Annotated in this window: 23 protein-coding genes and 1 pseudogene; 15 read left to right on the top strand and 9 right to left on the bottom strand. The window is 70.6% G+C overall.

Annotation, left to right across the window (positions count from 1 at the left end; genetic code table 11):
• Nucleotides 1-50 precede the first annotated feature (50 nt).
• Nucleotides 51-1538: an FAD-dependent monooxygenase gene (locus BCF44_RS06755; protein ID WP_116173259.1), complete on the top strand. Its 1488-nt coding sequence runs from the start codon at nt 51-53 to the stop codon at nt 1536-1538.
• A pseudogene (locus BCF44_RS06750) lies at nt 1535-2613 on the top strand (alpha-hydroxy acid oxidase). The gene BCF44_RS06755 and the pseudogene BCF44_RS06750 overlap by 4 nt, the downstream one beginning before the upstream one ends.
• A gap of 72 nt (nt 2614-2685) precedes the next feature.
• On the opposite strand, the gene BCF44_RS06745 reads toward BCF44_RS06750, so the two are convergent.
• Complete coding sequence (locus tag BCF44_RS06745; RefSeq protein ID WP_246014869.1) at nt 2686-3855, bottom strand: amidohydrolase family protein; 1170 nt, start codon at nt 3853-3855, stop codon at nt 2686-2688.
• A gap of 27 nt (nt 3856-3882) precedes the next feature.
• Here BCF44_RS06745 and BCF44_RS06740 point away from each other — a divergent pair, with 27 nt between their 5' ends.
• The gene (locus BCF44_RS06740; protein ID WP_116173258.1) at nt 3883-5232 is read left to right on the top strand and encodes an FAD-binding oxidoreductase; all 1350 of its coding nucleotides are present in this window, start codon (nt 3883-3885) and stop codon (nt 5230-5232) included.
• 24 nt (nt 5233-5256) lie between these two features.
• Here BCF44_RS06740 and BCF44_RS06735 read toward each other — a convergent pair whose 3' ends face one another.
• The 4 genes from BCF44_RS06735 to hrpA form a co-directional block, all read right to left on the bottom strand.
• Nucleotides 5257-5655 carry a hypothetical protein gene (locus tag BCF44_RS06735; protein ID WP_147328409.1) on the bottom strand — a complete coding sequence of 133 codons (399 nt, stop codon included), beginning with the start codon at nt 5653-5655 and terminating at the stop codon, nt 5257-5259.
• A gap of 82 nt (nt 5656-5737) precedes the next feature.
• Nucleotides 5738-6097 (bottom strand): hypothetical protein, encoded by a 360-nt coding sequence (locus tag BCF44_RS06730; protein ID WP_116173256.1) that lies wholly within the window; start codon nt 6095-6097, stop codon nt 5738-5740.
• Nucleotides 6090-6581, bottom strand: a complete 492-nt coding sequence (locus BCF44_RS06725; RefSeq protein ID WP_116173255.1) for a SigE family RNA polymerase sigma factor — start codon at nt 6579-6581, stop codon at nt 6090-6092. Before BCF44_RS06725 ends, BCF44_RS06730 begins: the two co-directional genes overlap by 8 nt.
• A gap of 36 nt (nt 6582-6617) precedes the next feature.
• Complete coding sequence (gene hrpA, locus BCF44_RS06720) at nt 6618-10529, bottom strand: ATP-dependent RNA helicase HrpA (protein ID WP_379799976.1); 3912 nt, start codon at nt 10527-10529, stop codon at nt 6618-6620.
• Between the two features lie 91 nt (nt 10530-10620).
• Between hrpA and BCF44_RS06715 the strand changes: the two genes are divergently transcribed.
• The 5 genes from BCF44_RS06715 to treZ all read left to right on the top strand — a co-directional run bounded on the left by BCF44_RS06715 (nt 10621) and on the right by treZ (nt 18198).
• Complete coding sequence (locus BCF44_RS06715) at nt 10621-11400, top strand: hypothetical protein (protein WP_116173254.1); 780 nt, start codon at nt 10621-10623, stop codon at nt 11398-11400.
• Complete coding sequence (locus tag BCF44_RS06710; RefSeq protein ID WP_116173253.1) at nt 11397-12077, top strand: hypothetical protein; 681 nt, start codon at nt 11397-11399, stop codon at nt 12075-12077. The genes BCF44_RS06715 and BCF44_RS06710 overlap by 4 nt, the downstream gene beginning before the upstream one ends.
• 132 nt (nt 12078-12209) lie before the next feature.
• The gene (gene glgX / locus BCF44_RS06705) at nt 12210-14324 is read left to right on the top strand and encodes a glycogen debranching protein GlgX (RefSeq protein WP_116173252.1); all 2115 of its coding nucleotides are present in this window, start codon (nt 12210-12212) and stop codon (nt 14322-14324) included.
• Nucleotides 14321-16516, top strand: coding sequence for a malto-oligosyltrehalose synthase (gene treY / locus BCF44_RS06700; protein ID WP_116173251.1), 2196 nt, complete (start codon nt 14321-14323; stop codon nt 16514-16516). Before glgX ends, treY begins: the two co-directional genes overlap by 4 nt.
• Nucleotides 16513-18198 (top strand): malto-oligosyltrehalose trehalohydrolase, encoded by a 1686-nt coding sequence (treZ, locus tag BCF44_RS06695; protein WP_116173250.1) that lies wholly within the window; start codon nt 16513-16515, stop codon nt 18196-18198. Before treY ends, treZ begins: the two co-directional genes overlap by 4 nt.
• Before the next feature lie 4 nt (nt 18199-18202).
• On the opposite strand, the gene BCF44_RS06690 is transcribed toward treZ, so the two are convergent.
• Nucleotides 18203-18505 (bottom strand): WhiB family transcriptional regulator, encoded by a 303-nt coding sequence (locus tag BCF44_RS06690; protein ID WP_116173249.1) that lies wholly within the window; start codon nt 18503-18505, stop codon nt 18203-18205.
• A gap of 191 nt (nt 18506-18696) precedes the next feature.
• On the opposite strand from BCF44_RS06690, the gene BCF44_RS06685 reads away from it, so the two are divergent.
• The 5 genes from BCF44_RS06685 (at nt 18697) to BCF44_RS06665 (ending at nt 21771) form a co-directional block, all read left to right on the top strand.
• Complete coding sequence (locus tag BCF44_RS06685; RefSeq protein ID WP_147328408.1) at nt 18697-19296, top strand: ANTAR domain-containing protein; 600 nt, start codon at nt 18697-18699, stop codon at nt 19294-19296.
• A 139-nt stretch (nt 19297-19435) separates the two neighbouring features.
• Nucleotides 19436-19798: an STAS domain-containing protein gene (locus tag BCF44_RS06680; RefSeq protein ID WP_211352914.1), complete on the top strand. Its 363-nt coding sequence runs from the start codon at nt 19436-19438 to the stop codon at nt 19796-19798.
• Nucleotides 19799-19813: 15 nt separating this feature from the next.
• Nucleotides 19814-20290 (top strand): ATP-binding protein, encoded by a 477-nt coding sequence (locus tag BCF44_RS57425; protein ID WP_116173247.1) that lies wholly within the window; start codon nt 19814-19816, stop codon nt 20288-20290.
• A complete protein-coding gene (locus tag BCF44_RS06670; RefSeq protein WP_246014868.1) occupies nt 20287-21066 on the top strand; it encodes a SigB/SigF/SigG family RNA polymerase sigma factor in 780 nt (259 codons plus the stop codon). The genes BCF44_RS57425 and BCF44_RS06670 overlap by 4 nt, the downstream gene beginning before the upstream one ends.
• Nucleotides 21067-21372: 306 nt before the next feature.
• Nucleotides 21373-21771: an Rv1352/Rv1906c domain-containing protein gene (locus BCF44_RS06665; protein WP_147328407.1), complete on the top strand. Its 399-nt coding sequence runs from the start codon at nt 21373-21375 to the stop codon at nt 21769-21771.
• Between the two features lie 7 nt (nt 21772-21778).
• Here BCF44_RS06665 and BCF44_RS06660 read toward each other — a convergent pair whose 3' ends face one another.
• Entirely contained in the window at nt 21779-22684 is a 906-nt protein-coding gene (locus tag BCF44_RS06660) for a nucleoside hydrolase (RefSeq protein ID WP_116173243.1), read from the bottom strand.
• Between the two features lie 103 nt (nt 22685-22787).
• Between BCF44_RS06660 and BCF44_RS06655 the strand changes: the two genes are divergently transcribed.
• Nucleotides 22788-23558: an aminoglycoside adenylyltransferase domain-containing protein gene (locus BCF44_RS06655; protein ID WP_116173241.1), complete on the top strand. Its 771-nt coding sequence runs from the start codon at nt 22788-22790 to the stop codon at nt 23556-23558.
• Here the strand turns inward: BCF44_RS06655 and BCF44_RS06650 are convergent.
• Nucleotides 23555-24223 (bottom strand): MBL fold metallo-hydrolase, encoded by a 669-nt coding sequence (locus BCF44_RS06650; protein WP_170217372.1) that lies wholly within the window; start codon nt 24221-24223, stop codon nt 23555-23557. The genes BCF44_RS06655 and BCF44_RS06650 overlap by 4 nt on opposite strands.
• A gap of 73 nt (nt 24224-24296) precedes the next feature.
• Between BCF44_RS06650 and BCF44_RS06645 the strand changes: the two genes are divergently transcribed.
• On the top strand, nt 24297-24746 hold the full coding sequence (locus BCF44_RS06645) for a MarR family winged helix-turn-helix transcriptional regulator (protein ID WP_116173238.1): 450 nt from the start codon (nt 24297-24299) through the stop codon (nt 24744-24746).
• On the opposite strand, the gene BCF44_RS06640 is transcribed toward BCF44_RS06645, so the two are convergent.
• Nucleotides 24743-25504, bottom strand: a complete 762-nt coding sequence (locus BCF44_RS06640; protein WP_170217371.1) for an alpha/beta fold hydrolase — start codon at nt 25502-25504, stop codon at nt 24743-24745. The two genes, BCF44_RS06645 and BCF44_RS06640, sit on opposite strands and share 4 nt — an antisense overlap.
• Nucleotides 25505-25621 lie beyond the last annotated feature (117 nt).

Here is a 25621-nt window from a genome sequence, read left to right as displayed (position 1 = left end):
GACTAGAAACAGTGTTCGTCAGAACAAACACTGTTCGAGGGGGACGTCAGATGAGTGTGTTGGTGGTGGGCGCGGGCCTGTCCGGGCTGTCGACGGCGCTGTTCCTGGGGCTGCACGGGGCGCCGCCGCTGCTGGTGGAGCGGCACGCGACGACGTCGGTGCACCCGAAGGCGCGGGGCCAGTTCCCGCACGTCCTGGAGGCGCTCGAGGTGGGCGGCGTCGGCGACCGGGTACGGGCGGCGTCGGACCCGGCCGGGGCGTTCAAGATCCTCCGGGCGGTCAGCCTGGCCGGCCCGGTGCTGGAGGAGATCATGGTGGCGCAGCCCGACTTCAGCGCCTTCTCGCCGACGGGGTGGGCCGACCTGAGCCAGGAGCGGATGGAGCCGATCCTGGCCGAACGGGCCCGAGAACTCGGCGCCGATCTGCGGTTCGGCACCGAGCTGGTGTCCTTCGCGCAGCACCGGGACGGCGTCACGGCCGTGCTGCGGGACCTGGACACCGGCGTCTCGGAGACCCTCGAGGTCGACTACCTCGTCGCCGCCGACGGGCACCGCAGCCCGATCCGCGAGTCGCTGGGGATCGAGATGATCGGACGTGGGGTGCTCGCGGAGGGGACGGGCACGCTGTTCGACGCCGATCTCGCCGATCACGGCGTGTTCCTCGCGTACCTGCTCAACCCGGAGCTGCCCGGCGGCGCGGGCGTGCTGGTCGGCACCGACGTGCCAGGCCGGTACGCGATCGGCGTCTCGGCCGTCGACGGCCCGCTGGACTGGATGCAGATCATCCGCACCGCGACCGGCGTTCCGGACCTGGAGCCGAAGATCCACGCGCTGCCGGACACCTCGTCGCGGACCGTGCACGGTGTCGCGGAACGGTTCCAGGACGGGCGGGTCTTCCTGGTCGGCGACGCCGCCCGGCTGATGCCGCCGACCGGGGCGTTCGGCGGCAACACCGCGATCATGGACGGGTTCTCCATCGCGTGGAAGCTGGCCATGGTCACCCGGGGCGAGGCCGGGCCGGGGCTGCTGGCCAGCCACGATCCGGAGCGCCGCCCGTACTCGAAGATCCTGGCCGACCAGCAGTTCCTGCTGTTCACCCAGCGCGGCCGCCCGACCGCGCCCGTCGACGACCTGCCCGCCCCGGTGTCGCCGGTGAGTTCGCTGTTCTTCGGCTACCGGCAACTCGGCGGCGCGATCGTCGCCGAGCCCGGCGATCCCGGCGACCTGCTGGAGGATCCCGCCGCGCCCACCGGCCGTCCCGGCGTCCGTGCCCCGTACGTCAAGCTGGGCGCCGGGTCCACCACCTCGTTGCTGGGCCGCGGTTTCGTGCTGCTCACCGGCAACGCGGCGTGGCGCGACACCGACCTGCCGATCGCAGTGCACGTGCTCGACGAGCCGGAGTTCTTCGCCGCGTACGGCGTCTCGGTCGAGGGCGCTGTCCTCGTCCGCCCCGACTTCGTCATCGCCTGGCGCAGCCCCGATTTCGCCCCCGCGGAGCTGAAAACTGCTTGGCGTACCGTGCTTGACTTGGCGGCATGACCCGACGTGTGCCCCGCTTGTGGGAACTCCGGCTCCTGCCGCGCCGCCCGGAGCTGGATCCCGTCAAGCGGGCGCACACGGTTTCCGATCTCCGTGCCGCCGCAAGGAAGCGGGCGCCCAAGGCCGTGTTCGAGTATCTGGACGGCGGCTCGGACGGCGAGATCACCTTGCACCGCAACCGTTCCGCGTACGACCGGGTCGAGTTCCACCCGCGGGTGCTGGTCGGCGGCGAGGCCGACACCGCCACCGCCATCCTCGGCCAGCCGGCGTCTTTGCCGCTGGTCCTCGCCCCCACCGGCTACACGCGGATGATGCACCCCGACGGCGAGCCCGCCGTCGCCCGTGCCGCCACCGCCGCCGGCATTCCGTACGTACTGTCCACAATGGGCACCACCGCGCCGGAGGTTCTCCGCTGCGACAACCTCTGGTTCCAGCTCTACGTGTGGGATGACCGGGGCTTCACCAAGGAGCTGATCGACCGTGCGCGGGGTTGCGGGGCTTTGGTGCTGACCGTCGACACTCCCGTTCCCGGCAACCGGATTCGGGATGCGCACAATCGCCTGAGCCTGCCTCCCCGCCACGGTCCGGCCACCTTCCTCGACTTCGGCTCGCGGAACTTCGCCCGGGACCTCAAGTGGTCCGACCTGGCCTGGCTGCGCGAGACCTGGTCCGGTCCCCTCGTCGTCAAGGGCATCCAGGGCGTCGCCGACGCCGTCCGTGCCGCCGACTTCGGCGCCGACGCCATCGTCCTGTCCAACCACGGCGGCCGCCAACTGGACCGCTCCCCGCCCCCTTGGACCTCCTGCCCGCCGTCGCCGACGCCGTGGGTTCCCGCCTCGACGTTTTCATCGACGGCGGCATCCGGTCCGGCGGCGACATCGCCGCCGCCCTCGCCCTCGGCGCCAAAGCCTGCCTCATCGGGCGTCCTTACGTGTACGGCCTGATCGCCGCCGGGGAGCCCGGCGTCGCCAAGGTGATCTCCATCCTCCGCGAGGAGCTGGAGCGCACCATGCGGCTGCTCGGCGCCAACACCCTCGCCGACCTCGACCGCTCGCTGGCAACCCTGCGCCCCTAGCGAGAGACGCCCGAGGCCAAGCCTGGCGCGACCAACGTCGGCCACGCCAGGCAGGTCCACCGCCCTACCCGATCACCGGACTCTCACGCCGCCCCGCCACACCCCGACGATCGCCCGAGTCGCCAGGATGTCCACGGTCGGATCCCCGTCCACCAGAACGAGATCCGCCCGTCGACCGGCCTCGACCACTCCCCGGTCCGCGAGCCCGAACACCTCCGCCGGCACGGAAGTCGCCGCGGCCAACGCCTCCAGCGGCGTCAACCCTGCCTCCACGAGCAGCGCCAACTCCTGGTGCAGGCTGGCACCATGCGCGACGGTGGGAGCCGAGGCGTCGGTCCCGGCGAGCACCCTGGCACCCTGCGCCCGAACCTGCCGCAATGCCTCAACCGCGAACTCCGGACCCTGCCGGTAACCCGCAGGCGCATACCCGCCATGCCCCAGCACAGCAACGGACTCGTAGTCCAGGTGAGGCCGCACAAGGGGATCCGCCAGCAGCGCCCGGCTCCCGGCCGGATCACCCCACAGTCCATTCAAGACGGTCAGCGTGGGAATGACGAACGCCTTCCCCACGCCGAAATCCGCCGCAGGAGGCCCATCGACGAACAGATGCGCGAGCCCGTCCACCCCGGCGTCCAACGCCATCACCGCCGCCGCCTGGTCGGTGGCATGCGCCACGGCCAGCAGGCCATGCCCATGCGCCGCCTTCACCAATGCGGCTACGGTCGCAGAGTCCAAGGACGGCAGGACATCCTTCCGCGAAATGCCGTTGTCGACGACGATCTTCAGGTAGTCGGACCCCTCGGCCACCCGATCGGCGACGAACTGATCCGCCTCCGACGGCGAGGAAATCCTGGCGTGGTCAGGGAATCCGACGCGCGGGTGGCCGCCGGGCGCGGTGGCGCCGATGCCGGCGGACCGTAGGTCGGCCATCTCGGGGTTGGCGGCGGCCTTGCGCTTCAACTCCGCCACCTGCGCCGGATCGGCGAACATGTCCAGCTCGGTGGTGACGCCGAACTGAACGGCCTGCTCCAAACGGCCGGGACGCACATGCGTGTGCGAGTCGATGAGACCGGGCAACAGGGTTCTGCCCGCACCCTCGACGACCGGCCAGCCCTCGGGAGCCTCGGCGGCGACGTCGAGAACCTTGCCGTCCCGCACCAGGACGTTGGCCGAAGGGCGTGCGGCGACGCCGTCGAAAAGACGGACTTCTCTGATGAGGAAACGCATATCACTGGTCGACATGCCCTCCTAGAATAACATGGATCCGTGATGATCGACGACCTGTTGCCGGAACTCACCATCACCGACCCGGATGTGCTCCGGAGTTACGCCCACGACGAGGCGGAATGGGCCCCGTACGCATTGCCGGCCGCCCTCGTCCGGCCGCGCGGCGCGGAGGACGTGCAAGCGGTGGTCAGACACTGCATCAAGCACCGGATACCGTTGGTGACGCGCGGCGCGGGCACAGGGCTGTCGGGTGGGGCGAACGCGGTCGAGGGCTGCGTGCTGCTGGCCATGGACCAGCTGAACCGGATCATCGAGATCGACCCGGTCGAGCGGCTGGCGGTGGTCGAGCCCGGCGTGGTCAACGACGACCTGCGGGCGGCCGCGGCCCGACAAAACCTCTGGTACCCACCGGATCCGGCCAGTTCGCCGTGGTCGACGATCGGCGGCAACGTGGCGACCAACGCCGGCGGGGTGTGCTGCGTGAAGTACGGCGTCACCCGCGACTACGTGCTCGGCATGCAGATCGTGACCGGCACGGGCGAGATCGTCCGGCTGGGCCGGCGGACCGCGAAGGGCGTCGCCGGCTACGACCTCGCCGGGCTCATGGTGGGCTCGGAGGGCACGCTCGGCGTGATCACCGAGATCACCGTGCGGCTGCGCGCGAAGCGAGCCCCGGAAAGAACCGTGGCGGCGTACTTCTCGTCGATTACCGCGGCCGGCGAAGCGGCGGCGGCAGTAATCGCCGCGGGTGTGGTGCCCTCGGCGCTCGAACTGGTCGACAAGCACTGCCTCAAGGCCGTTGACGCGTGGAAGAACATGGGCCTGTCGGCCGAGGCGGAGGTGGTGTTGTTGGGGCGCACCGACACCGCCGACGACGCCGAGGCGGCGACGATGCTGGCGTGCTTCGAACAGGCCGGCGCGACCTGGGCGGCGATGTCCACGGACGAGGCGGAGGCGGACGCCCTGTTCGCCGCCCGCCGGCTGGCCTACCCGGCGCTGGAGCGGCTCGGACCGGTGCTCACCGAGGACGTGTGCGTGCCCACCGGCAAGATCGCCGAGATGCTGGGCCGGATCGAGGCCGCCGCCGTCCGGCACGACACGGTGATCGCGAACATCGCTCACATCGGCGACGGCAACCTGCACCCGTTGCTGATCACGCCGACCGACGACGACACCGCGAAGGCCCGCGCGCAGGCGGCGTTCGAGGACATCATCGCCGACGCGCTGGCGCTGGGCGGAACCGTCACCGGCGAGCACGGCGTCGGCCTGCTCAAACGCCCCGGGCTGGTCAAGGAGCTGAGCCCGGCGGTGCTGGACCTGCACCGAGCCGTGAAGAACGCCCTGGACCCGCACGGAATCCTCAACCCGGGCAAGGTGTTCGGCGACCCCTAGCCGCCGAACACCCTGCCGAGCCGATCAGCGCTTGACGGTCGTCGTCGGGTACGCCGTCGTCGACTCCGGCGCCGGCGAGGTGGTGACCGTGCTCTGCGGCTCGGAGACGGTCGTCGTCGGCTGCGGATCCGACTTCGTGGTCTCCGTCGGGTAAGCGGTCCGCGTCGTCTCGGTGGGCCCCACGGTCCGCGTGGTCTGCGGGGCGGACCGGGTGGTCTCGGTCGGGCCCGACGCCGGCGAGGTGACGATCGTGGTGGTCGGCAGCGCCGTGACCGGGATCGTCGTCACCGGCGCGGTCGGCGTCGGCGCGCCGCCGGCGGCCGAGGTCGCCGCCATGGCGACCGTCCCGGCCCCCAGCACGCCCACGGTCACGGCCGCCGCGACGATGGCCTTCCGGGACCGCAGCACAGCGGGGATACGCATGAGGTGTCCTCTCGATCAAAGGATCTGACACCACTTCCATGCGGCCCGCGCCGGATCTGTTGCAGCGGTCGCGAAAAAAGTCTCAACGCGAGGTGCTGATCGCGGTCGTGCTGCTGGCCTGCGAATGCGTGGTCGTCGTCTCCGTGGGCGAGACGGTCGACGTGGGCGTGATCTGGACCGGCTCCGTGGTCGTCGTCGTGGTCACGGTGGCGGCCGGCGGCACCTGCCGCACCGGGTTCGGCGACCCGCCGCGCTGCGTCAGCACGAAACCGATCACCACCACGACGGCCAGCACCGCCGCGGCGGTCAGCACCGGGGCGTAGCGGCGGATCGGCCGCCGGGCCTGCGCCCGCGCGCGGATCGCCGGCCCGGAGAGACTCGAGTGCACCCGGTCGGCCCGAGCCGCGAGCATCCGCCGCAGTTCGTCCTCCTCGTCACTCATGGCCCCTCCACGCGCGCTCCGACGTCCCCAGCACCGACCGCAGCGACGCGAGGCCCCGGCTGACGTGCGCCCGCACGGTGCCCTCGCGGCAGCCCATCAGCTCGGCCGTCTCCGCATCGGTCAGGTCCTCGTAATAACGCAGCACGACCGCCGCTCGTTGCTGCCGGGGGAGTTTTCGCAGCTCAGCCCACAGCCGCTGGTCCGGCTCGTGCCAGTCGAGACCGACCGGCACCTCCGGCAGCTCGTCGGTCGGCCGGATGTGCCGGGTGCTCCAGCGCCGCCGCCACGACAGGAACTCGTTGGTCACGGCGCGCCGGACGTAGGCATAGGCCGACCCCTCCAGCGTCTCCCACCGCGGGTAGACCCGGATCAGCACCTCCTGCACCAGGTCCTCGGCGTCGCCCTGCCCGCCCGCCAGCAGCGTGGCGTAGCGGACCAGGGCCTGCTGGTGCTCGTGCACGAACTCATCGAACGACTGGGACATCGAACCGCTAGACGCCCACCGCGCCCGATGCGTTGCTCACAGCTCGTCCATCGCCTTGTAGATCCGTTTCTCGGACACCGGGTAGGCGGTGCCGAGGGTCTGCGCGAAGTAGCTGACCCGCAGCTCCTGGATCATCCAGCCGATGCTTCGCAGCGGCGCCTCCACCGGCTCGCCGTCGGGCACCGCGTCGACCAGCGCCCGGTACTCGGCGGTGATCTCGGCGATCTCCTCGGTGCGCTGCACGTCCCGCTGCGGGTTCTCGGGCAGCTTGTCCAGCCGGCGTTCGATCGCCCGGAGGTAGCGCTCCACGTCCGGCAGCCGCTGGTAGCCGGTCTCCTGCGCGAAATCGGCGTGCACCAGGTCCCTGAGCTGCGCCCGGATGTCGGCGACGGAGGCGTCCGGCGCGAACTTGGTCGCCGCCAGCTGCCGCTCGGCCGCCTGCGCGGCGTCGAGGACCTTGCGGACCCGCTTCACGACCTCCAGCACGGTCTCGTTCAGCCCCTGACGGGCCCTGACCAGCAGTTTCTCGAAGCCGGCCTGGTCGAAGACGGGACCGCCGCCGTCGGCGACGAGCTTGTCCACGGCGGTCGCCGCGCAGTCCGCGAGCAGCGCCGGCACGCCGCCGTGCGGGTTGCGGCTCAACGTCAGCTTGGCGTCGTTGCTCAGGCTGCGGACGATCAGCTTCACCGGCGACGGCAGCTGGAGCAGCAGCAGGCGCCGGGTGCCGAGCTTCATCGCCGCCCGCTGCTGGGCGGCGCTGTCCAGCAGCTTCACGTCCACGTGGTCGCCGCGGTCGACCAGCGACGGATAGGTGGTGACCTCGTAGCCCGTGACGGCCTGGCGGTGCGTGCGCGGCAGCGTGCCGAAGTCCCAGGTCGTCAGGCCGGTGCGCTCGATGTCGTTGGGGGCGGCGGACAGCGCGGCGCGCATGGTGGCCCGCAGGTCCTCCTTGATCGCCGCCAGGTCCTTGCCCGCGGCCAGCGTGCGGTCCCCCTCGTCGACCACGTGGAAGGTGGTCTTGAGGTGCTCGGGCACCTGGTCCAGCTGCCAGGCCTCGCGCGGGATCGCCACCCCGGACAGGGTGCGCAGCTCCCGCTCGACGGCCTCCAGCACGTGCTGGTCGTCCGCGCCGATCCGGTCCACCACGGCCTTGGCGAAGGTCGGCACCGGCACGAAGTTCTTGCGCAGCTGCTTGGGCAGCGACTTGATCAGCGAGGTGACCAGCTCCAGCCGCAGGCCGGGGATCTGCCAGGCCAGGCCGTCCCCGTCGACCTGCCCGAGCACCGGCAGCGGCACCCGCACGGTCACGCCGTCATCGCGGCGGCCCGGCTCGAACCGGTAGGTCAGCGGCAGCTGCACGCCGCCCTGCGTCCAGTGGTCCGGGTAGTCGGCCTCGGTGATGCCGCCGGCGCTGTCGTTGACCAGCATCTCCGGGTCGAAGGTGAGCAGGTCGGGCTGCTCGCGGCGGGTCTTGCGCCACCACGTGTCGAAGTGCCGCACCGACACCACCTCGGCGCCGACCCGCTTGTCGTAGAAGTCGAACAGCGTCTCGTCGTCGACCTTGATGTCGCGGCGGCGGACCCGGTCCTCGAGCTTCTCGACGTCGTCGAGCAGCTTGCGGTTGTGGTGGAAGAACTGGTGGCTGGTGCGCCATTCGCCGTCCACGAGCGCGTGCCGGATGAACAGCTCGCGGCTCACCTCCGGGTCGATCCGGCCGTAGTTGATCCGGCGCGCGGCGACGATCGGCAGGCCGTACAGGGTGACCTTCTCGGTGGCGATCACCGCGCCCTGCCGGGCCTCCCAGTGCGGCTCGCTGTAACTGCGCTTGACCAGGTGCGCGCCGAGCTTCTCGGCCCACTCCGGCTCGATCTTGGCCACGGTGCGGGCCCACAGCCTCGACGTCTCGACGAGCTCGGCGGCCATCACCCATTGCGGCTGCTGCCGGGACAGCGCCGAGCCCGGGAAGATCGCGAACTTCGCGCCGCGCGCGCCCAGGTACTCGGTGGGCCCCTTGCGGATCGACCCCTTCGTGGGCACGCCCTTCGTGATGACGTCCTTCATGCCCAGGTGCGAGAGCAGGCCGGCGAGCAGCGACAGGTGGATGCCCTTGGTGTCGATCTCGCCGCCGTTGACGGACACGCCCTGGCCCTTGACCACCTGGCGCAGCTGCGAATAGATGTCCTGCCACTCGCGGACCCGCAGGTAGTTCAGGAACTCGGCCCGGCACATCTTGCGGAACTGGTTGGAGGACAGCTCCTTCTGCTGCTCCCGCAGGTAGTTCCAGAGGTTGAGGAAGCTGATGAAGTCGCTGTCGGGGTCGCGGAACCGGGCGTGCTGCTGCTGCGCCTGCTCCTGTTGCTCGGTGGGCCGTTCGCGCGGGTCCTGAATGGACAGTGCGGCGGCGATCACCATGACCTCGCGCACGCAGCCGTTCTCCTCGGCGGCGACGACCATGCGGGCCAGCCGGGGGTCGACCGGGAGCTGCGAGAGGCGGCGGCCGATGCCCGTCAGCTTGCCGTTCTCCAGCGCGCCGAGCTCCTGGAGCAGGCCGATGCCGTCGTTGATGTTGCGGCGGTCGGGCGGGTCGATGAACGGGAAGGCGGCGATGTCGCCGAGGCCGGCCGCGATCATCTGGAGGATGACGGAGGCGAGATTCGTACGCAGGATCTCGGCGTCGGTGAACTCCGGCCGGCTCTCGAAGTCCTCCTCCGAGTAGAGGCGGATGCAGATGCCCTCCGACACGCGGCCGCAGCGGCCCTTGCGCTGGTTCGCCGAGGCCTGCGAGATGGGTTCGATGGGCAGCCGCTGCACCTTGAGGCGGTGGCTGTAGCGGGAGATGCGGGCGTTGCCCGGGTCGATCACGTACTTGATGCCGGGGACCGTCAGCGAGGTCTCGGCGACGTTGGTGGCCAGCACGACGCGGCGGCCGGTGTGGCGCTGGAACACCCGGTGCTGCTCGCCGACGGAGAGCCGGGCGTACAGCGGCAGGATCTCCGTGTTGCGGAGGTCCTGTTTGGACAGTGCGTCGGCGGTGTCGCGGATCTCCCGCTCCCCGGACAGGAACACCAGGATGTCGCCGGGGCCCTCGGCCTGGAGCTCGTCCACCGCGTCGACGATCGCCTGCACCTGGTCGCGGTCCGGGTCGGCGTCCGGGTCCTCGGGGTCGATGACCGGGCGGTAGCGGGTCTCCACCGGGTACGTCCGGCCGGACACCTCGACGATCGGCGCGTCGCCGAAGTGCCGGGAGAACCGCTCCGGGTCGATGGTGGCCGAGGTGATGATCACCTTCAGGTCGGGGCGGCGCGGCAGCAGCTGCTTGACGTAGCCGAGGATGAAGTCGATGTTCAGGCTGCGCTCGTGCGCCTCGTCGATGATCAGCGTGTCGTACCGGGACAGCAGCCGGTCGCTCTGGATCTCGGCCAGCAGGATGCCGTCGGTCATCAGCTTGACCAGCGTGTCGTCGCCGACCTGGTCGGTGAACCGGACCTTGTAGCCGACGACCTTGCCCAGCTCCGTGTGCAGCTCCTCGGCCACCCGCTCGGCCACCGTGCGGGCCGCGATCCGGCGCGGCTGGGTGTGGCCGATCACACCGCGTAGGCCCCGGCCCAGCTCCAGGCAGATCTTGGGCAGCTGGGTCGTCTTGCCGGAACCGGTCTCGCCGGCCACGATGACCACCTGGTTGTCCCGGATCACGTCCAGGATGTCCTGGCGGCGCTGGCTGACCGGCAGCTCCTCCGGGTAGTCGATCCGCGGCACCGCGGCCACCCGGGCGGCCAGCCTGGCCTGCGCGGCGAGCACCTCGTGGTCGATCTGGGCCAGCGCGGCGTTGCGTTTCGCCTCGTCGCGGATCTTGCGGGCCCCGTCGACACGCCGACGCAGCCGATGCTCGTCGCGCAGCATCAGCTGGGGCAGTTCGATGTGGGCAGCAGTCACCGGTAGCGATCCCATTTGACTTCACAGCGTAGCCACCCGCGGTTCGGACACGCGCGTGGTTTTCTCCCCTCCCAGTCTAGGTGACCGGCGGGCCTGCCATGATCTGATGGTGCCGCATCCCGACAGCACGCTGCTCCGCTCGCTGAACACGGCCATCGACGACGGCCTGCGCGCCGCCATCGGGGAGGCCCGCCGGGTCTCCCTCGTGCACTTCGCCGACACCGACTCGCCCGGCGACGCCGCGGGCTGGCTGGGCACCCGGATCGCGCTGCGCCGCCTCGGCGTGCGCGTGGCGTACCAGTGCCTCGCCGACACCCTCTGCGCGGACGCCGTCGACGGCCCGCTGCTGGTCGCGGGGGGTATGGACGTCGACCTGCCGGCCGTGCGGCTGGCCGACCTGAAGGCTCCCGACCTCAGCCTCGCCCTGGGCGCGCTGCCGCGGCTCGGGCAGGTCGAGGTGGACGTGCTGTGGCTGTGCGCGGCCCCCGGCACCGTCGACGGCGTCAGCAACCGGGTCGTCGAGTGGGGCTCACCCGAGCCCGACTACACGCCCCGGCAGCGCGTCGCCGCCAAGGCCAACTGGGAGCTGCGCGGCCGGGCCGTCCGCGACCCCGACTTCGCCCGCCGCACCTGGCGCGGCCTGTCCGCCACCTTCGTGCCGCTGGCCAAGGGCCACGTCCGGCACGCGCTGACGGTGCTCGGGGCGGGTCGCGTGGTCGTCACCGACGACCCGTACGGGCATTTGCTCGCGCTGCTGGCCGGCATACCGCATATCGTGCTCGGTGATCTTGTCGGCGCCGTCACCGAGAGCTCGCTGGTGCGGACCGCCGACGACCCGGACGCGGCCGGCGCGCTGGCCCTCGAACTGTTGGACAGCACCCCGTGAACAGACTGAACTGGCTCTTCACCGCCACCTCGCTCGCCGTCGTGCTCGTCACGATCGAGCGGTTCTCGCCCACCGTGTCGGTGCTGCTGCCGCCGCACGACTTCCTGCGGCTGCACGAGGTCGTGCAGATGAGCGTGCTCATCCTGCTCACGGTGATCATCCCGGCGTTGCAGCTCTGGGAGCTGTCCGGCGGCGCCCCCAAGCTGTGGGCGTTCGTGGCCTTCGTGATCGGCGCGTACTTCTACGCCACCGGCAACGGCGTGCACGAGCAGGCCTCGTTCGCGTACTACACCTACTGCCCGGTCGGTCCGCACAACCTGTGCGACGGCCTGTTCTTCAACACCTACTACGCCGGCAACATCGGCTTCTTCGTCGGCGCGCTGATCATGACCGTGACGCTGCTGCTCGTCGAGCGGAGCCGGCCGCGGGAGGCCTTCGGCGGCGGCGCGCTGGCGATTCTCGTGGTCAACGCCGTCATCTACTCGCTGACGGTGCTCGCCTACGCCGGCTTCGACCTCGTGCTGGTCGGGCTCGTCTACAGCCTCGTCGCCGCGCTGGTGTCGATCGGGCTGTTCGTGTCGGTGCGCCGCCGCTGGCGTGAACACCCGTTCATCACGTACTCAACCATCGTCTACGTGCTGGGCACCGTCGCCTCGGCCGTCGTCCGCCTGGTGTGACCCCGCGAGCGGTGATCATGCACACGGGCCCGGCAGGTCGGCGGCTCGCGCCGTAGGGTTGCTTTCGTGGTTCAGTAGCTCATCGGGCCACCGGCTGGTTTGATCGTTCGGCACTCGCTGGAAGGAGTGGCAATGCGTCCGTGGCCGGGGACCTCCTACCCGCTCGGCGCGTCCTACGACGGCGCCGGCACGAACTTCGCGCTGTTCTCGGAGGTTGCCGAGTACATCGACCTGTGCCTGTTCGACGCCGACGGCACGGAGACAGTGGTGCGGCTGCCGGAGGTGGACGGCTTCGTCCACCACGGCTACCTGCCCGGCATCGGCCCCGGCCAGCGCTACGGCTACCGGGTGCACGGCCCGTACGATCCGGCGAACGGCCTGCGCTGCAACCCGAACAAGCTGCTGATCGACCCGTACGCGAAGGCCGTGGACGGCGCGGTGGACTGGGACGAGTCGCTGTTCGGCTACCGGTTCGACAGTCCGGACGAGCGCAACGACGCCGACTCGGCGCCGCACCTGCCGAAATCGGTGGTGATCAACCCGTTCTTCGACTGGGCGGAGGACCGCCGGCCGCGCACGCCGTACCACGAGACGGTGATCTACGAGGCGCACGTCCGCGGCACCACGATCAACCACCCGTTCATCCCGGAGGACCTGCGCGGCACCTACTCCGGCCTGGCCCATCCGGTGATGATCGAGCACTTCACCCGGCTGGGCGTGACGGCGGTGGAGCTGATGCCGGTGCACCAGTTCATCGACGACCACCACCTGACCGAGCTCGGCCTGACCAACTACTGGGGCTACAACACGATCGCCTTCCTGGCGCCGCACAACCGGTACGCTTCCCAGGGCGCTCTGGGCAACCAGGTGCAGGAGTTCAAGGCGATGGTGCGGTCGCTGCACGACGCCGGCATCGAGGTGATCCTCGACGTGGTCTACAACCACACGGCCGAGGGCAACCACATGGGCCCGACGCTGTCCATGCGCGGCATCGACAACGGCGCGTACTACCGGCTGGTCGACGACGACCAGCAGTACTACATGGACTACACCGGCACCGGGAACTCGCTCAACGCCCGCAACCCGCACACGCTCCAGCTGATCATGGACTCGCTGCGGTACTGGGTGACCGAGATGCACGTCGACGGTTTCCGGTTCGACCTGGCGGCCACCCTGGCCCGCGAGTTCTACGACGTGGACCGGCTGTCGGCGTTCTTCGACATCGTGCAGCAGGACCCGGTGGTCAGCCAGGTGAAGCTGATCGCCGAGCCCTGGGACGTCGGCCCCGGCGGCTACCAGGTCGGCAACTTCCCTCCATTGTGGACGGAGTGGAACGGCAAGTACCGCGACACGGTGCGGGACTTCTGGCGCGGCGAGGCCGGCACGCTGGGCGAATTCGCCTCCCGCATCACGGGTTCGTCGGACCTCTACCAGGACGACGGCCGCCGGCCGTTCGCGTCGATCAACTTCGTCACCGCGCACGACGGCTTCACCCTGGGCGACCTGGTGTCGTACAACGACAAGCACAACGAGGCCAACGGCGAGGGCGGCAACGACGGGGCCAACGACAACCGCTCCTGGAACTGCGGCGTCGAGGGCCCGACCGACGACGCGCAGATCCTCGCGCTGCGCGCCCAGCAGCGGCGCAACTTCATCGCCACCCTGTTCCTGTCGCAGGGCGTGCCGATGCTGCTGCACGGCGACGAGCTCGGCCGCACCCAGCACGGCAACAACAACGTGTACTGCCAGGACAACGAGACGTCCTGGATCGACTGGTCGCTGGCCAAGGAGAACTCCGAGCTGGTGGCGTTCACGGGGCGGATGGCGGCGCTGCGCGCGGAGCACCCGGTGTTCCGGCGGCGCAAGTTCTTCCAGGGCCGGCCGCTGCGCAAGGGCGACGACCGGCGCGACATCGCGTGGTTCAACCCGGACGGCGCGGAGATGACCGAGGCCGACTGGGACACCCAGTTCGGCCGGGCCGTCGGGGTCTTCCTCAACGGCGACGCCATGGACGAGCTGGACCGGCGCGGCGAGTGGGTCACCGACGACTCGTTCCTGCTGTGCTTCAACGCCTGGCACGAGGTCGTGGACTTCCGGATACCCGACGGCGAGTACGGCAGCAACTGGGAGGTCGTGCTGGACACGTCCACCGAGTCGGTGGAGCCGCCCGACCGGCACCTGGCCGGCGGCTCCACGCTGCCGGTGCCGGCCCGGTCGCTGGTCGTCCTCCAGCGGAGCGCCGAATGATCCCCTCGTCCACGTACCGCATCCAGTTCGGTCCGGGCATGGGTTTCACGCAGGCCAAGGATTCCGTGGCGCCGTACCTGCAACGGCTCGGCGTCGGCGCGCTCTACGCGTCGCCGCTGCTCCAGGCCACGCCGGGCTCCACGCACGGCTACGACGTCACCGACCCGACTTCCGTGTCGGCCGGTCTCGGCGGTGCGCTGGCACGGCAGTTGCTGCAGCGGCGGCTGGCCGAGCTGGGCATGGGACTTGTCGTCGACATCGTCCCGAACCACGTCGGAATCGCGGTGCCGCAGGCGAATCCGTGGTGGTGGGACGTGCTGCGGTACGGGCGGGAGTCGGTGCACGCGGCCAAGTTCGACATCGACTGGTCGCGCGGCCCGCTGCTGGTGCCGGTGCTGGGCGACGACGGCCTGGACGACCTGCGGGTCGAGCACGGCGATCTCGTGTACTACGAGCACATGTTCCCGCTCGCACCGGGCACGGAGGGCGGCACGCCGCAGGAGGTGCACGAGCGTCAGCACTACCGGCTGGTGCACTGGCGAACGGCCAACACCGACCTGAACTACCGGCGGTTCTTCGACATCACGACGCTGGCGGCGGTGCGCGTCGAGGATCCGGACGTGTTCGAGGCGACGCACCGCGAGGTGCTCAGCTGGGGCGTGGACGGGCTGCGGATCGACCACCCGGACGGGCTGTCCGATCCCGGCGGCTACCTGCGCCGGCTGCGCGACGCCGCGCCGGAGGCGTGGATCGTGGTGGAGAAGATCCTCGGCGTCGGCGAGTCGCTGCCGGTGTCCTGGCCGGTCGCCGGCACCACCGGCTACGACGGGCTGCGCGAGGTGTGCGGCCTGTTCATCGACCCGGCCGGCGAGCCGCCGAACGCGGGATCGTTGCAGTACCTGGAGAACCGTTGCAAGGTGGCGGCGGCGCGGACCATGCTCCGCGCGGAGGTGCGGCGCATCAACGCCCTGCTGCCCTTCGACGACGAGGAAGCCGTCATCGAGCTGCTGTCCATGTTCCCGGTCTATCGCAGTTATCTGCCGGAGGGCCGGGAGGCGTTGGAGCACGCTGCGGCGGCGAACCCGCAGGCCGTGGAGATCGCGAAGCTGATGCTGGCCGATCCGCACGGCGAGTTGGCGACGCGCGTGCAGCAGACGTCCGGCATGGTGATGGCCAAGGGCGTCGAGGACACCGCCTTCTACCGCTACAACCGCTTCGTCGCGCTGAACGAGGTCGGCGGCGATCCGTCCCGGTTCGGCGTGTCGCCGGCCGAGTTCCACGCCGCCATGCAGGCCCGCGAGGCCGGATCGCCGACGACGATGACGGCCCTGTCCACGCACGACACCAAGCGGTCCGAGGACGTGCGGGCCCGGCTGGCGGCGCTGTCCGAGGTGGACTTCGAGACCCCGTTCGGCCGGTGGACCGAGCGGAAGCCGCTGCCCGAGCGGTCGCTGACGCGCCTGGCCTGGCAGACGCTGGTCGGCGCGTTCCCGATCAGCGGCGACCGGCTGCGCGACTACCTGGCCAAGGCGGCCAAGGAGGCCAAGCTGGTCACCTCCTGGGTGGACGCGAATCCCGAGGTGGACAAGGCGATCGAGGCCTGGCCGGAGGACGTTCTGGGCGATGCGACCCTGATGGCCGAGGTCGCCGCGTTCGTCGCCCGCATCACCCCGGCCGGCTGGTCGAACTCGCTGGGGCAGAAGCTGGTGCAGCTGGCCGGTCCGGGCGTGCCGGACGTGTACCAGGGCACCGAGCTGTGGGACTTCTCGCTGGTCGACCCGGACAACCGGCGGCCGGTGGACTTCGAGCTGCGCAAGGCGCTGCTGGCGCGGATCGACGACGGCTGGCTGCCCGAGATCGACGCCACCGGCGCGGCGAAACTGCTGGTCACGACCCGTGTGCTACGGCTGCGGCGGGACCGTCCGGAGCTGTTCACCGGCTACCGCCCGGTGCCCGCGCAGGGCCCGGCGGCCGCGCACGCGCTGGCGTTCGCGCGCGGCGAGAACCTGGTCGCGGTGTGCACGCGGCTGCCGATCGGGCTCGACGCCGCCGGCGGCTGGCGGGACACCGTGCTGCCGCTGCCGGCCGGCGAGTGGACCGACGTGATCACCGGGCGGCCGGTGTCCTCCGACGCGCCGCTGCTGTCCGACCTGCTGTCCCAGTACCCGGTTGCCTTGGCGGTGCGTTCGTGACCGAATTCTCCGTGTGGGCCCCGAACCGCTCCCGCGTTCGGGTCCACAATGGACCTTCCGTGCACGACATGGCGCCGGCCGAGGACGGCTGGTGGCGGGTCTCCGTGGCCGACGCCGCCCCGGACTACGCCTTCCAGCTGGACGAGGAACCCGACGAGCTGCCGGATCCCCGGTCCCGCTGGCAGCCCGACGGCGTGCACGCCCGGTCGTGTTTGTACGACCAGTCTTCCTTCCAGTGGACGGATTCCGGCTGGACCGGCCGCCAACTGCCCGGCGGCGTCGTGTACGAGCTGCACGTCGGCACGTTCACGCCCGAGGGCACCTTCGACGCCGCCATCGGCCGGCTGGACCACCTGGTCGACCTCGGCGTCGACTTCGTGGAGGTGTTGCCGGTCAACGCCTTCGACGGCCCGCACGGCTGGGGCTACGACGGCGTCCTGTGGTACGCGACGCAGGCTTCCTACGGCGGACCGGACGGGTTCAAGCGCTTCGTGGACGCCTGCCACGCCCGCGGCCTGGCCGTGCTGCTGGACGTGGTCTACAACCACCTCGGGCCGTCCGGGGCATACCTGGACAAGTTCGGACCGTACTTCGCGGGCCAGACCATCTGGGGCCCCACCCTCAACCTCGACGGCCCGCAGTCCGACGAGGTGCGGCGGTACGTCATCGACAACGCGCTGAGCTGGCTGCGGGACTTCCACATCGACGGGCTGCGGCTGGACGCCGTGCACGCGCTGTCCGACCGGCGGGCCACGCACCTGCTGGAGGAGCTGTCGTCCGAAGTGGACGCTCTGTCGGCACACCTGCGGCGGCCGCTGACGTTGATCGCCGAGTCGGATCTCAACGACCCCAAGCTGGTCACGCCGCGCGAGGCCGGCGGCTACGGGTTGCAGGCGCAGTGGAGCGACGACCTGCACCACTGCCTGCACACCACGCTGTCCGGCGAACGCCAGGGCTACTACGCGGACTTCGGCTCGTTGCAAGCGCTTGCGGCCACCTTGACCGGGGTCTTCTTCCACGCCGGCACGTGGTCGTCGTTCCGGCAGCGGCACCACGGACGCCCGGTGGACACCCTGACCGCCCAGGGGCACCGGTTCCTGGCGTACCTCCAGAACCACGACCAGATCGGCAATCGCGCCACCGGCGACCGGCTGTCCGCGACGGTGTCGCCGGGGCTGCTGGCCTGCGGCGCGGCGATCGTGCTGTGTTCCCCGTACACGCCGATGATCTTCATGGGCGAGGAGTGGGCGGCGTCGACGCCGTGGCAGTTCTTCGCCTCGTTCCCGGACCCGCGGCTGGCCGACGCCGTGCGGACCGGCCGTCGCAAGGAGTTCGCCGACCACGGCTGGGCCGCGCAGGACGTGCCGGACCCGATGGATCCGGCCACGTTCGACCGGTCCAAGCTGCGGTGGGCGGAGGTCGGCGAGGGCGGGCACGCCGAGGTGCTGGCCACGTACAAGGCGCTCATCGCCCTGCGGCGGAGCCGGCCCGAGCTGTCCGATCCCCGACTGCACCGGCTGTCGGTCGACATCGACGAGCAGCGGCGCGTGATCGTGCTGCACCGCGGCGACCTGCGGGTGGTCTGCAATCTGGGCAGCGGTCAGGTGGAGGCTGCCGGCACGGTGCTGTTCGCCTCGGCGACGCCCGGCGCCCCCGAGTCCGTCACGGTCGTGGAGTCCTGAGCGGTCAGCTGGCGTGGGACTTGAGCCGCCGCCTGGTCGCGGAGATCACCGCCCGGCGCTCGTTCTCGCCCATGCCGCCCCAGATGCCGTAGGGCTCCTGCACCTTGATCGCGTGCCGCAGGCACTCGGCGCGCACCGGACAGCTGTTGCAGATACGCTTGGCCGTGGCCTCCCGGGCCAGGCGCGCGGAGCCCCGTTCGCTGTCGGGATGGAAGAAGACGGCGCTGTTCGCGCCGCGGCAGGCGCCGAGTCGCTGCCAGTCCCAGTTCTCCGAGACCGGGGTGGGTAGCCGGTGCACGTCGGCCATGAGGGCGCCTCCTCAGGAGCTTGTCGTCCGCCCTCTGGTACCCAGCCGCGACGTGGTCAAACCCCGGGGTTTGACCATCTCCCCCATCCGGGTATCCGGGAGACGTGGACGAGGTGAGATTCGGCCCCGAATTGCTCGACCGTCTGCTCAGACACCTGGTCGAGAGCGTGCCCGGCTGTGACGGAGCCGGGGTGAGCACCAATCTGCGGAGCCTGCGCGCGATCGGCGCGGCCGCAGACCGCGACGCCGAGCAGTGGCGGCGCGGCGAGGGGCCGGTCGTGGCCGCCGCGACCGGCGAGGAGACGCTGGTCGAGGCCTGGTCCGACGGCGTCACGTGGATCACCGCCGTGCCCGGCAGCTGGACGCAGGAGGGCCCGTCGGTGCTGTCCGTGTACACCGACCACGAGCCCAAGGAGGACGACCTCCGGATCATCGACCAGGTCGAACCGCTGCTGGCCACGGCGACCGCCGTGATCGAGTTCTGCGCCGATGAGGTGCTGCGTGCCGACCAGATGGTGGAGATGGTCCAGAACCGGCGGCTCATCGAGCAGGCCAAGGGGCTGCTCATGGGCGCGGTGCGGTGCGACGCCGCGGCCGCGTTCCGCACGCTGGTGAGGTCCAGCCAGCACTTCAACGTCAAACTGCGGGATCTGTCCGCCGGGTTGGTCGAGGTCGTCGGCGGCACAGCCGTCGGCGAGCAGGAGCCCGGCACCGGTCCCACCACCTCGCCGCCCCCGCCCGCCGTGCGGGCGGCCCGCCTGACATGGCAGGCTCTCGAGCGGGGCGGTTGATCATCGGCCGCCGGGTTGTGCGGCCGGTCGGCCGCTACGTACGGTGTCCAACGCAGTGGTTGAGCAGCCAGCCGCGGCGTTCTTCGAAGTCCGGGTCTCGGGCCCGGCAGTTACTCCTTCCCGCGACGCGTGAGGAAACGTGACAGAGAACAGCAGCGCTCTCCCCATCGACGTGTTGGTCGACCGGCCGACGCCCGGCGTGGTCGTGGCCACCGTCAGCGGAGAGGTGGACATGCTCACCGCGCCCAGCCTGCGCACCGTCCTCGCGGACGAGATCGCGGACTGCCGGGTGCTGGTACTCGACCTGGCCGGGGTCAGCTTCCTCGGCTCGGCCGGGCTGGCCGTGCTGGTGGAGACCTCGCACGAGGCCCGCCGCCGGCAGGTGGAGCTGCGGCTGGTGGCCGCGGGGCGGTCGGTGCGCCGGCCGCTGGAGATCACCGGACTCGATGAGGTGTTGACCACGTTCCCCACGCGGGACGACGCGGTCGGCGCGCCCGGCTGAGGATCGGGGGGAACAATGGCCGAGGTAGACGTCGATGGCACCGAGGTGACAGTGAGCGAGCACGAGCCAAGCACCACCACCAGCGAGAAGCCCGCACCCGCGGCAGACGTGGAGGTGCGCATCGCCGCCGCCCCCGCGCACCTGTCCGTGGTCCGGGCCGTGGCCGCGGACCTGGCGATGCGGGCCGACTTCACGCTGGACGCGATCTCCGACCTGAAGATGGCCGTGGACGAGGCATGCTCGGAGTTGATCTCGCGGGCCGTGGCGGACGCGGACCTGGTGTGCCGGTTCACCGTCGAGGACGAGCAGATCCACTTCTCGGCCGAGGCGCCCACCGGCTCCGCCGTGCCGCCCAGCCGGGAGAGCTTCGGCTGGCGGGTGTTGACCGCGCTGACCGACGCCGTCAGCACGTGGGTGGTGCCCGGTGGCGACGGAAGCCAGGTGCTTCGCTTCGACCTGGTGAAGAAGCGAGCCGACGTGGTGGGCCTGTGACCCAGTCCTCCGAGCGCGCCACCAACGACTACGAGCACCTGGACCCGCTGCTGGCCGAGTTGGCCGAGCTGCCCGCCGACGACCCCCGGCGGACCGAGCTGCGGGACCGGCTGGTGACCGAGTTCCTGCCGGTGGCCCAGCACATCGCCCGCCGCTTCGGGCAGCGCGGCGAGCCGCACGACGACCTCGTGCAGGTCGCCACCGTCGGCCTGATCAGCGCCATCGACCGGTTCGACCCCACGCGCGGCAGCGACTTCCTGTCCTTCGCGGTGCCGACGATCATGGGCGAGGTGCGCCGGCACTTCCGGGACACCAGCTGGTCGGTGCGCGTGCCGCGGCGGCTCAAGGAGCTGCACCTCGCGATCACCAGCGCCACCAACGAGTTGTCCCAGCACCTGGGCCGCGCGCCGACCCCCAGCGAGCTCGCCAAGCATCTCGGCATCAGCAAGGACGAGGTGTACGAGGGGCTGGAGGCCAGCAACGCCTACCGCAGCTCCTCGCTGGACGAACTCCTCGTCGGCACCGACAAGTCCGTGTCGCTCGGCGACGCCCTCGGCGACGAGGACCCCGAGCTGATGAGCGTCGAGAACCGCGAGGCGCTGCAACCGCTGCTGCAACAGCTGCCGGAGCGGGAGCGCACCATCATCCTGCTGCGGTTCTTCGGCAACCTCACCCAGACCCAGATCGCCGACCGCATCGGCATCTCCCAGATGCACGTGTCCCGCCTGCTCGCGCGAACCCTTGTCGAGCTCCGCAAGGGCCTGCTCAGCGAATAGCATTCCCATTCGCGGCCGGTAACACATTCACGCCGAACCGCGAACAGTACGGGCAGCCGCCCCTTGTCGCCGTGCGGGGCCGAAGCAGAGGGACCCGTCATGGTCGATCAGTCGTGGCTGCCGCCTGCCCAGAATCCGCCCGTTCCGAATCTCGCAGCCCTGAATCAGGCTGCCCCGAATCCGGCAGTCCTAAATCCGCCTATCGCGAACCCGGCCGTCCCGAATCTGGCAGTCCCGAACCCGGCTGCTCCGAACCCGGTCAAGAAGCGCACCGGGCTCAAGGTCGTCGGCGGAATCGTCGCCGGCATGGTCGTCTTCGGACTCGGCGCCGCCGCCGGCTCGGGTGGCTCCCGCACCGCCGCCCCGGCCGCGGTCAAGACGGTGACCGTGGCGGTGCCCGGGCCCACCCAGACCGTGGTCGAGACGCTCACCGTGCAGCCGACCACCACACAGCCGCCCGGTCCGAAGACCCAGGTCACGAACGGCACGTTCCAGGTCGGCACGGACATCGTCGCCGGCCGCTGGAAGACCGACGGACCCGGCGCCGGTTCCCTGGGCAGCTGCTACTGGGAACGTGAGCGCAATGACTCCGGCGACTTCTCGGCCATCATCGCCAACGACAACATCTCCGGCCCGACCTCCATCACCGTGAGCGCCGGCGAATTCGTCAAGTTCGACGGCGGCTGCGACTGGAGCCATTCCTGATCCGCATTCAGTGAATAGCGCTCACCATCAGGTCCCAGAACCGGTCGACGGCCAGTGCGGTGGCCACGTTGGCATTCGGCCGGCGACCGGTCACCCGTTCCAGGTCCACCACCGTCGCGCCGCGGGTGTAGACGCCGGCGAGCTCGATCTCGACGTTGGCCGGCCGCACCGACACGATCGTCGGGTCGATGACGGCAGCCACCGCGACCGGATCGTGCACCGGCGGCGACTCGAAGCCGAAGACCTCGCGGTAGGTGCCCGCGAAGAACGTCAGCAGCTGGTGGCAGATCCGCGCCAGCGGCGTGCCGATGTCGGCGATCCGTTGCAGCACCTGCGGTGTGGCGAGGGCCTGGTGCGTGACGTCCAGGCCGCACATGGTGATCGGCACCCCGGACCCGAACACGACCGCCGCGGCCTCCGGGTCGGCGAAGATGTTGAACTCGGCCAGCGGGGCCATGTTGCCCCGACCGGTGGAGCCGCCCATCAGCACGATCCGGTCCACGTTGTCGACGCCGCGCTCCAGCAGCGTGGCGACGTTGGTCAGCGGACCGGTCGCCACGATCGTCGTCGACTCGCTCAGCACCTCCGTCGCCACCGCCAGCGCCCCGCGCGGGTCGACGTCGACCGTCGGCGGCGGAAAGTCCGGCCCGTCCAGGCCCGACTCGCCGTGGATGCCGTCGGCTGTCAACGGTTCCTGCACCAGCGGCCGGTCCGCGCCGGCGGCGATCGGCACGCCCGTGATGCCCGCGACGGTGCAGACCCGCCGGGCGTTGAGCGTCGTCTTCGCCAGCGTCTGGTTGCCCGCCACCGTGGTGATCGCCCGCAGGTCGATCACCGGATTCGCGGCGGCCAGCAGGATCGCCAGCGCGTCGTCGTGCCCCGGATCGCAGTCGAGGATCACCCGTGTCGCCATCGCCTCATCGTGCCAGCCGGTCGCCGCGGATATCCGCTTGATCGCCCACTCAGGTCGTGGCTACGGTCCGGCCACGAGTTGTCCATGCCTCGGAGACTCCCCGATGCTCACTCCCTTCGTCGAACTCGACGCTCTTCTGACCGACCTCGCGACCTCGGCTCGCGACATCCTCGGCGACACCTACATCGGCACCTACGTCCAGGGTTCCTTCGCTCTGAACGCCGGCGACCTGAACAGCGACTGCGACTTCGTCATCGCCACCACCGTCCCGCCGCGCGCCGGCCATGAGCGGCAACTACGGGACCTGCACGACGACATCCCCGCCCGGCCGGGTTTCTGGACCCGGCACCTCGAGGGCTCCTACGCGGACGCGGCCTCCCTGCGCACCGTCGACGGTCTCGGCACGCCGTGGCTGTTCTGCGACCACGGCCACCGCGAACTGATCTGGGACACCCACTGCAACACCCCACACACCCGTTGGATCCTCCGGCAGCACGGCATCACCGTGGACGGCCCGCCGATCGCGAGCCTCGTCGACGACGTGCCGCCGCAGTCCCTGCGCGACGCCATGCGGGCGGCGATGCCCACGGTGCTGGCGGACGTCGCCGAGTGGGCGCCGCTCGACGTCGCCTGGACACAGCGCTACATCGTCACGACCTACTGCCGGACGCTGTACACCCTCCGCACAGCGAAGGTCGCCTCCAAGCGCGGGGCGCTGGAGTGGGCACTGGCGACGGTCGACGCGAGGTGGAAACCGCTGCTCACGCAGGTGATCGAGGACCGCGCGCTCGGCTGGGACCCGACCGAGCCGCCACGCCCCGGCAGCCTCGCCGAGACCCGCGAGTTCGCCGCGTACGTGGCCCGCATCGCCTAGCGGGCCAGACGGGAGCGCCAGGTTTCGAAGTCCGTCACCTCCTGTCCGATCAGGGGGTCGCCGTGGCCGAAGCCGACGGCGCTGAGGTCACCGGGAATCCGCGCCACGGCAGCGGCCCTGGAGTCCGGGTCGGCGGCGAAGCCCGCCGGCCCGAGCCCGAGCCTGCCGGTGCGGAACACGGCGTCCCCGACGAGCACGGCCCGAGTGGACTCGTGCAGCAGGGCGATGTGTCCCGGCGAGTGGCCGGGTGTGTGGATCACCCGCAACCCGCCGACGACGTCGCCGTCCGTGAGGACGTCGTCGGCGTCGACCGGCGTCCACTGTCCGGCGGCGAGCCCGTCGTACCTGCGGGCCATCGCGCCGGACCGGCCGTCGGCCGGCACCCGGCCTCGGGAAAGCCAGGCGGCGTCCGCATTGTGGATGTACACGCGAGCACTTGTCCGCCTACGCAGGACAGCACTTCCCTGTACGTGGTCGGGGTGCGCGTGTGTCAACACAATGCGGACGACACCCATCCCCAACGTAGCGGCCGCGTGCAGCACCGCGTCCGCCGCGCCGGCCCGGCCGGCGTCGACGACGGTCAGGCCGTCCACGCCTTCCACCAGGTAGGAGTTGTCGTTCTTCGAGGTCGCGACCCTCGTGATCCCGGGCGCGATCACCTGCATTTTTGCCCCCCACGCGTGCATCACACCGTCAATCGTTCACCAAGTAAATGATTGACACGCTAGCATCACCTCCGTGGCAGTGGTCAAGAACGTGGCGTTGACAGAGACGGCGGCCTTCGGCCTGGGCACGGTGGGCGCGTTGGTGGCGCAGCGCTTCGCCGACCTCATCGCCCCGCTCGACCTGAAACCCAAGCACGTCGGCCTGCTCACCCTGCTGTCGTCGAGCGGCGCGGCGTCCCAACTGGACATGGCCCGCGCGATGGGCGTCGCGCCGAGCCTGGTGGTCCGCATCGCTGATCACCTGGAGCGCCTGGCGGCCATCGACCGGGTGCGGGATCCGGACGACCGCCGGCGCCAGACGCTCACGTTGACCAAGCGCGGCCGCGAACTGCTCGCCACCTGCACCGAGATCACCGAATACCTGGAAGAGGAGATCCTCGACGGCATGTCCGCGTCCGAGCGCAGGGCCCTCCGGTCGGCCCTGCGTCACGTGGCCGAGAACCTCGGCCCGGCCACCGATTAACCGACAGCGGACAGCCAGTTGGTCAGGTGGTCGGTGACGACCTCGGGGTGGGTCTCCGGCAAGGGATGTGGGGCGCCGGCGATGAGTTCGACCTTGGCGTTGGGTAAGAGGGTTCGGGCGCGGTGCACCACCTTCGCGGGGTTGTGGGCGACGCTGGCGCCGGCGACGAGCACGAGCGTGGGTTGGGTGATCCTGCGCAGCTCGGCGTCGGAGTGGTGGCGCATGAACGGCAGCCGCACGCGGTAGTTGGCCATGCCGAAGTTGACCAGCCGGCGGTGGTCGGGGTCGCTCGACCAGCCGGCCTCGACGTGGCGGCCGAAGCGCGCGAGGCCGGATTCGCTGTGGTCGCACAGTAATCGGAGCACGGCCGGCAAGGAGGAAAGAGGCATGCGGCCGAACGTGTTGCCGGCGGGTTCGGCCAGTGCCAGGGTGCGCACCCGGAACGGGGCGTGCATCGCGACCAGCGTGGCGACCCAGGCGCCGTAGGACAGCCCGCAGAAGTGGGCACCTTCGATGCCGAGGTCGTACATCACGTCGCCGACCCACGTGCTCAGGTCACGCGGTCCGCGTAACGGCGTGTGCTGCATGCCCAGGCCGGGCTGGCCGAGGATGTCCAGGGCGATCACGGTGTGGCGCTCGCCCAGCGCCCGCGCGCACGTCGACCAGTTGGCGGCGGTGCCGCCGTTGCCCGGCAACAGGATCATCGGCTCGCCGGTGCCGTGGCGGATGGCGTGCGTGACGCCGAATCTGGTCCGCACGTACACGTCCTCGGTGTCAGCCGGCCATTGCGCGCGCACACGTGAGTAGAGCTCGTGATAGGTCGATTCTGTTTGCCTGGTCTTGAATCCCCCGATTTGCGACATGGGTCCACGGTA

The organism is Kutzneria buriramensis (genome assembly GCF_003387475.1).
GTDB lineage: Bacteria > Actinomycetota > Actinomycetes > Mycobacteriales > Pseudonocardiaceae > Kutzneria > Kutzneria buriramensis.
The sequence above is the reverse complement of the archived record's forward strand: the minus strand, read 5'-3'. Positions and strand labels throughout refer to the sequence as shown.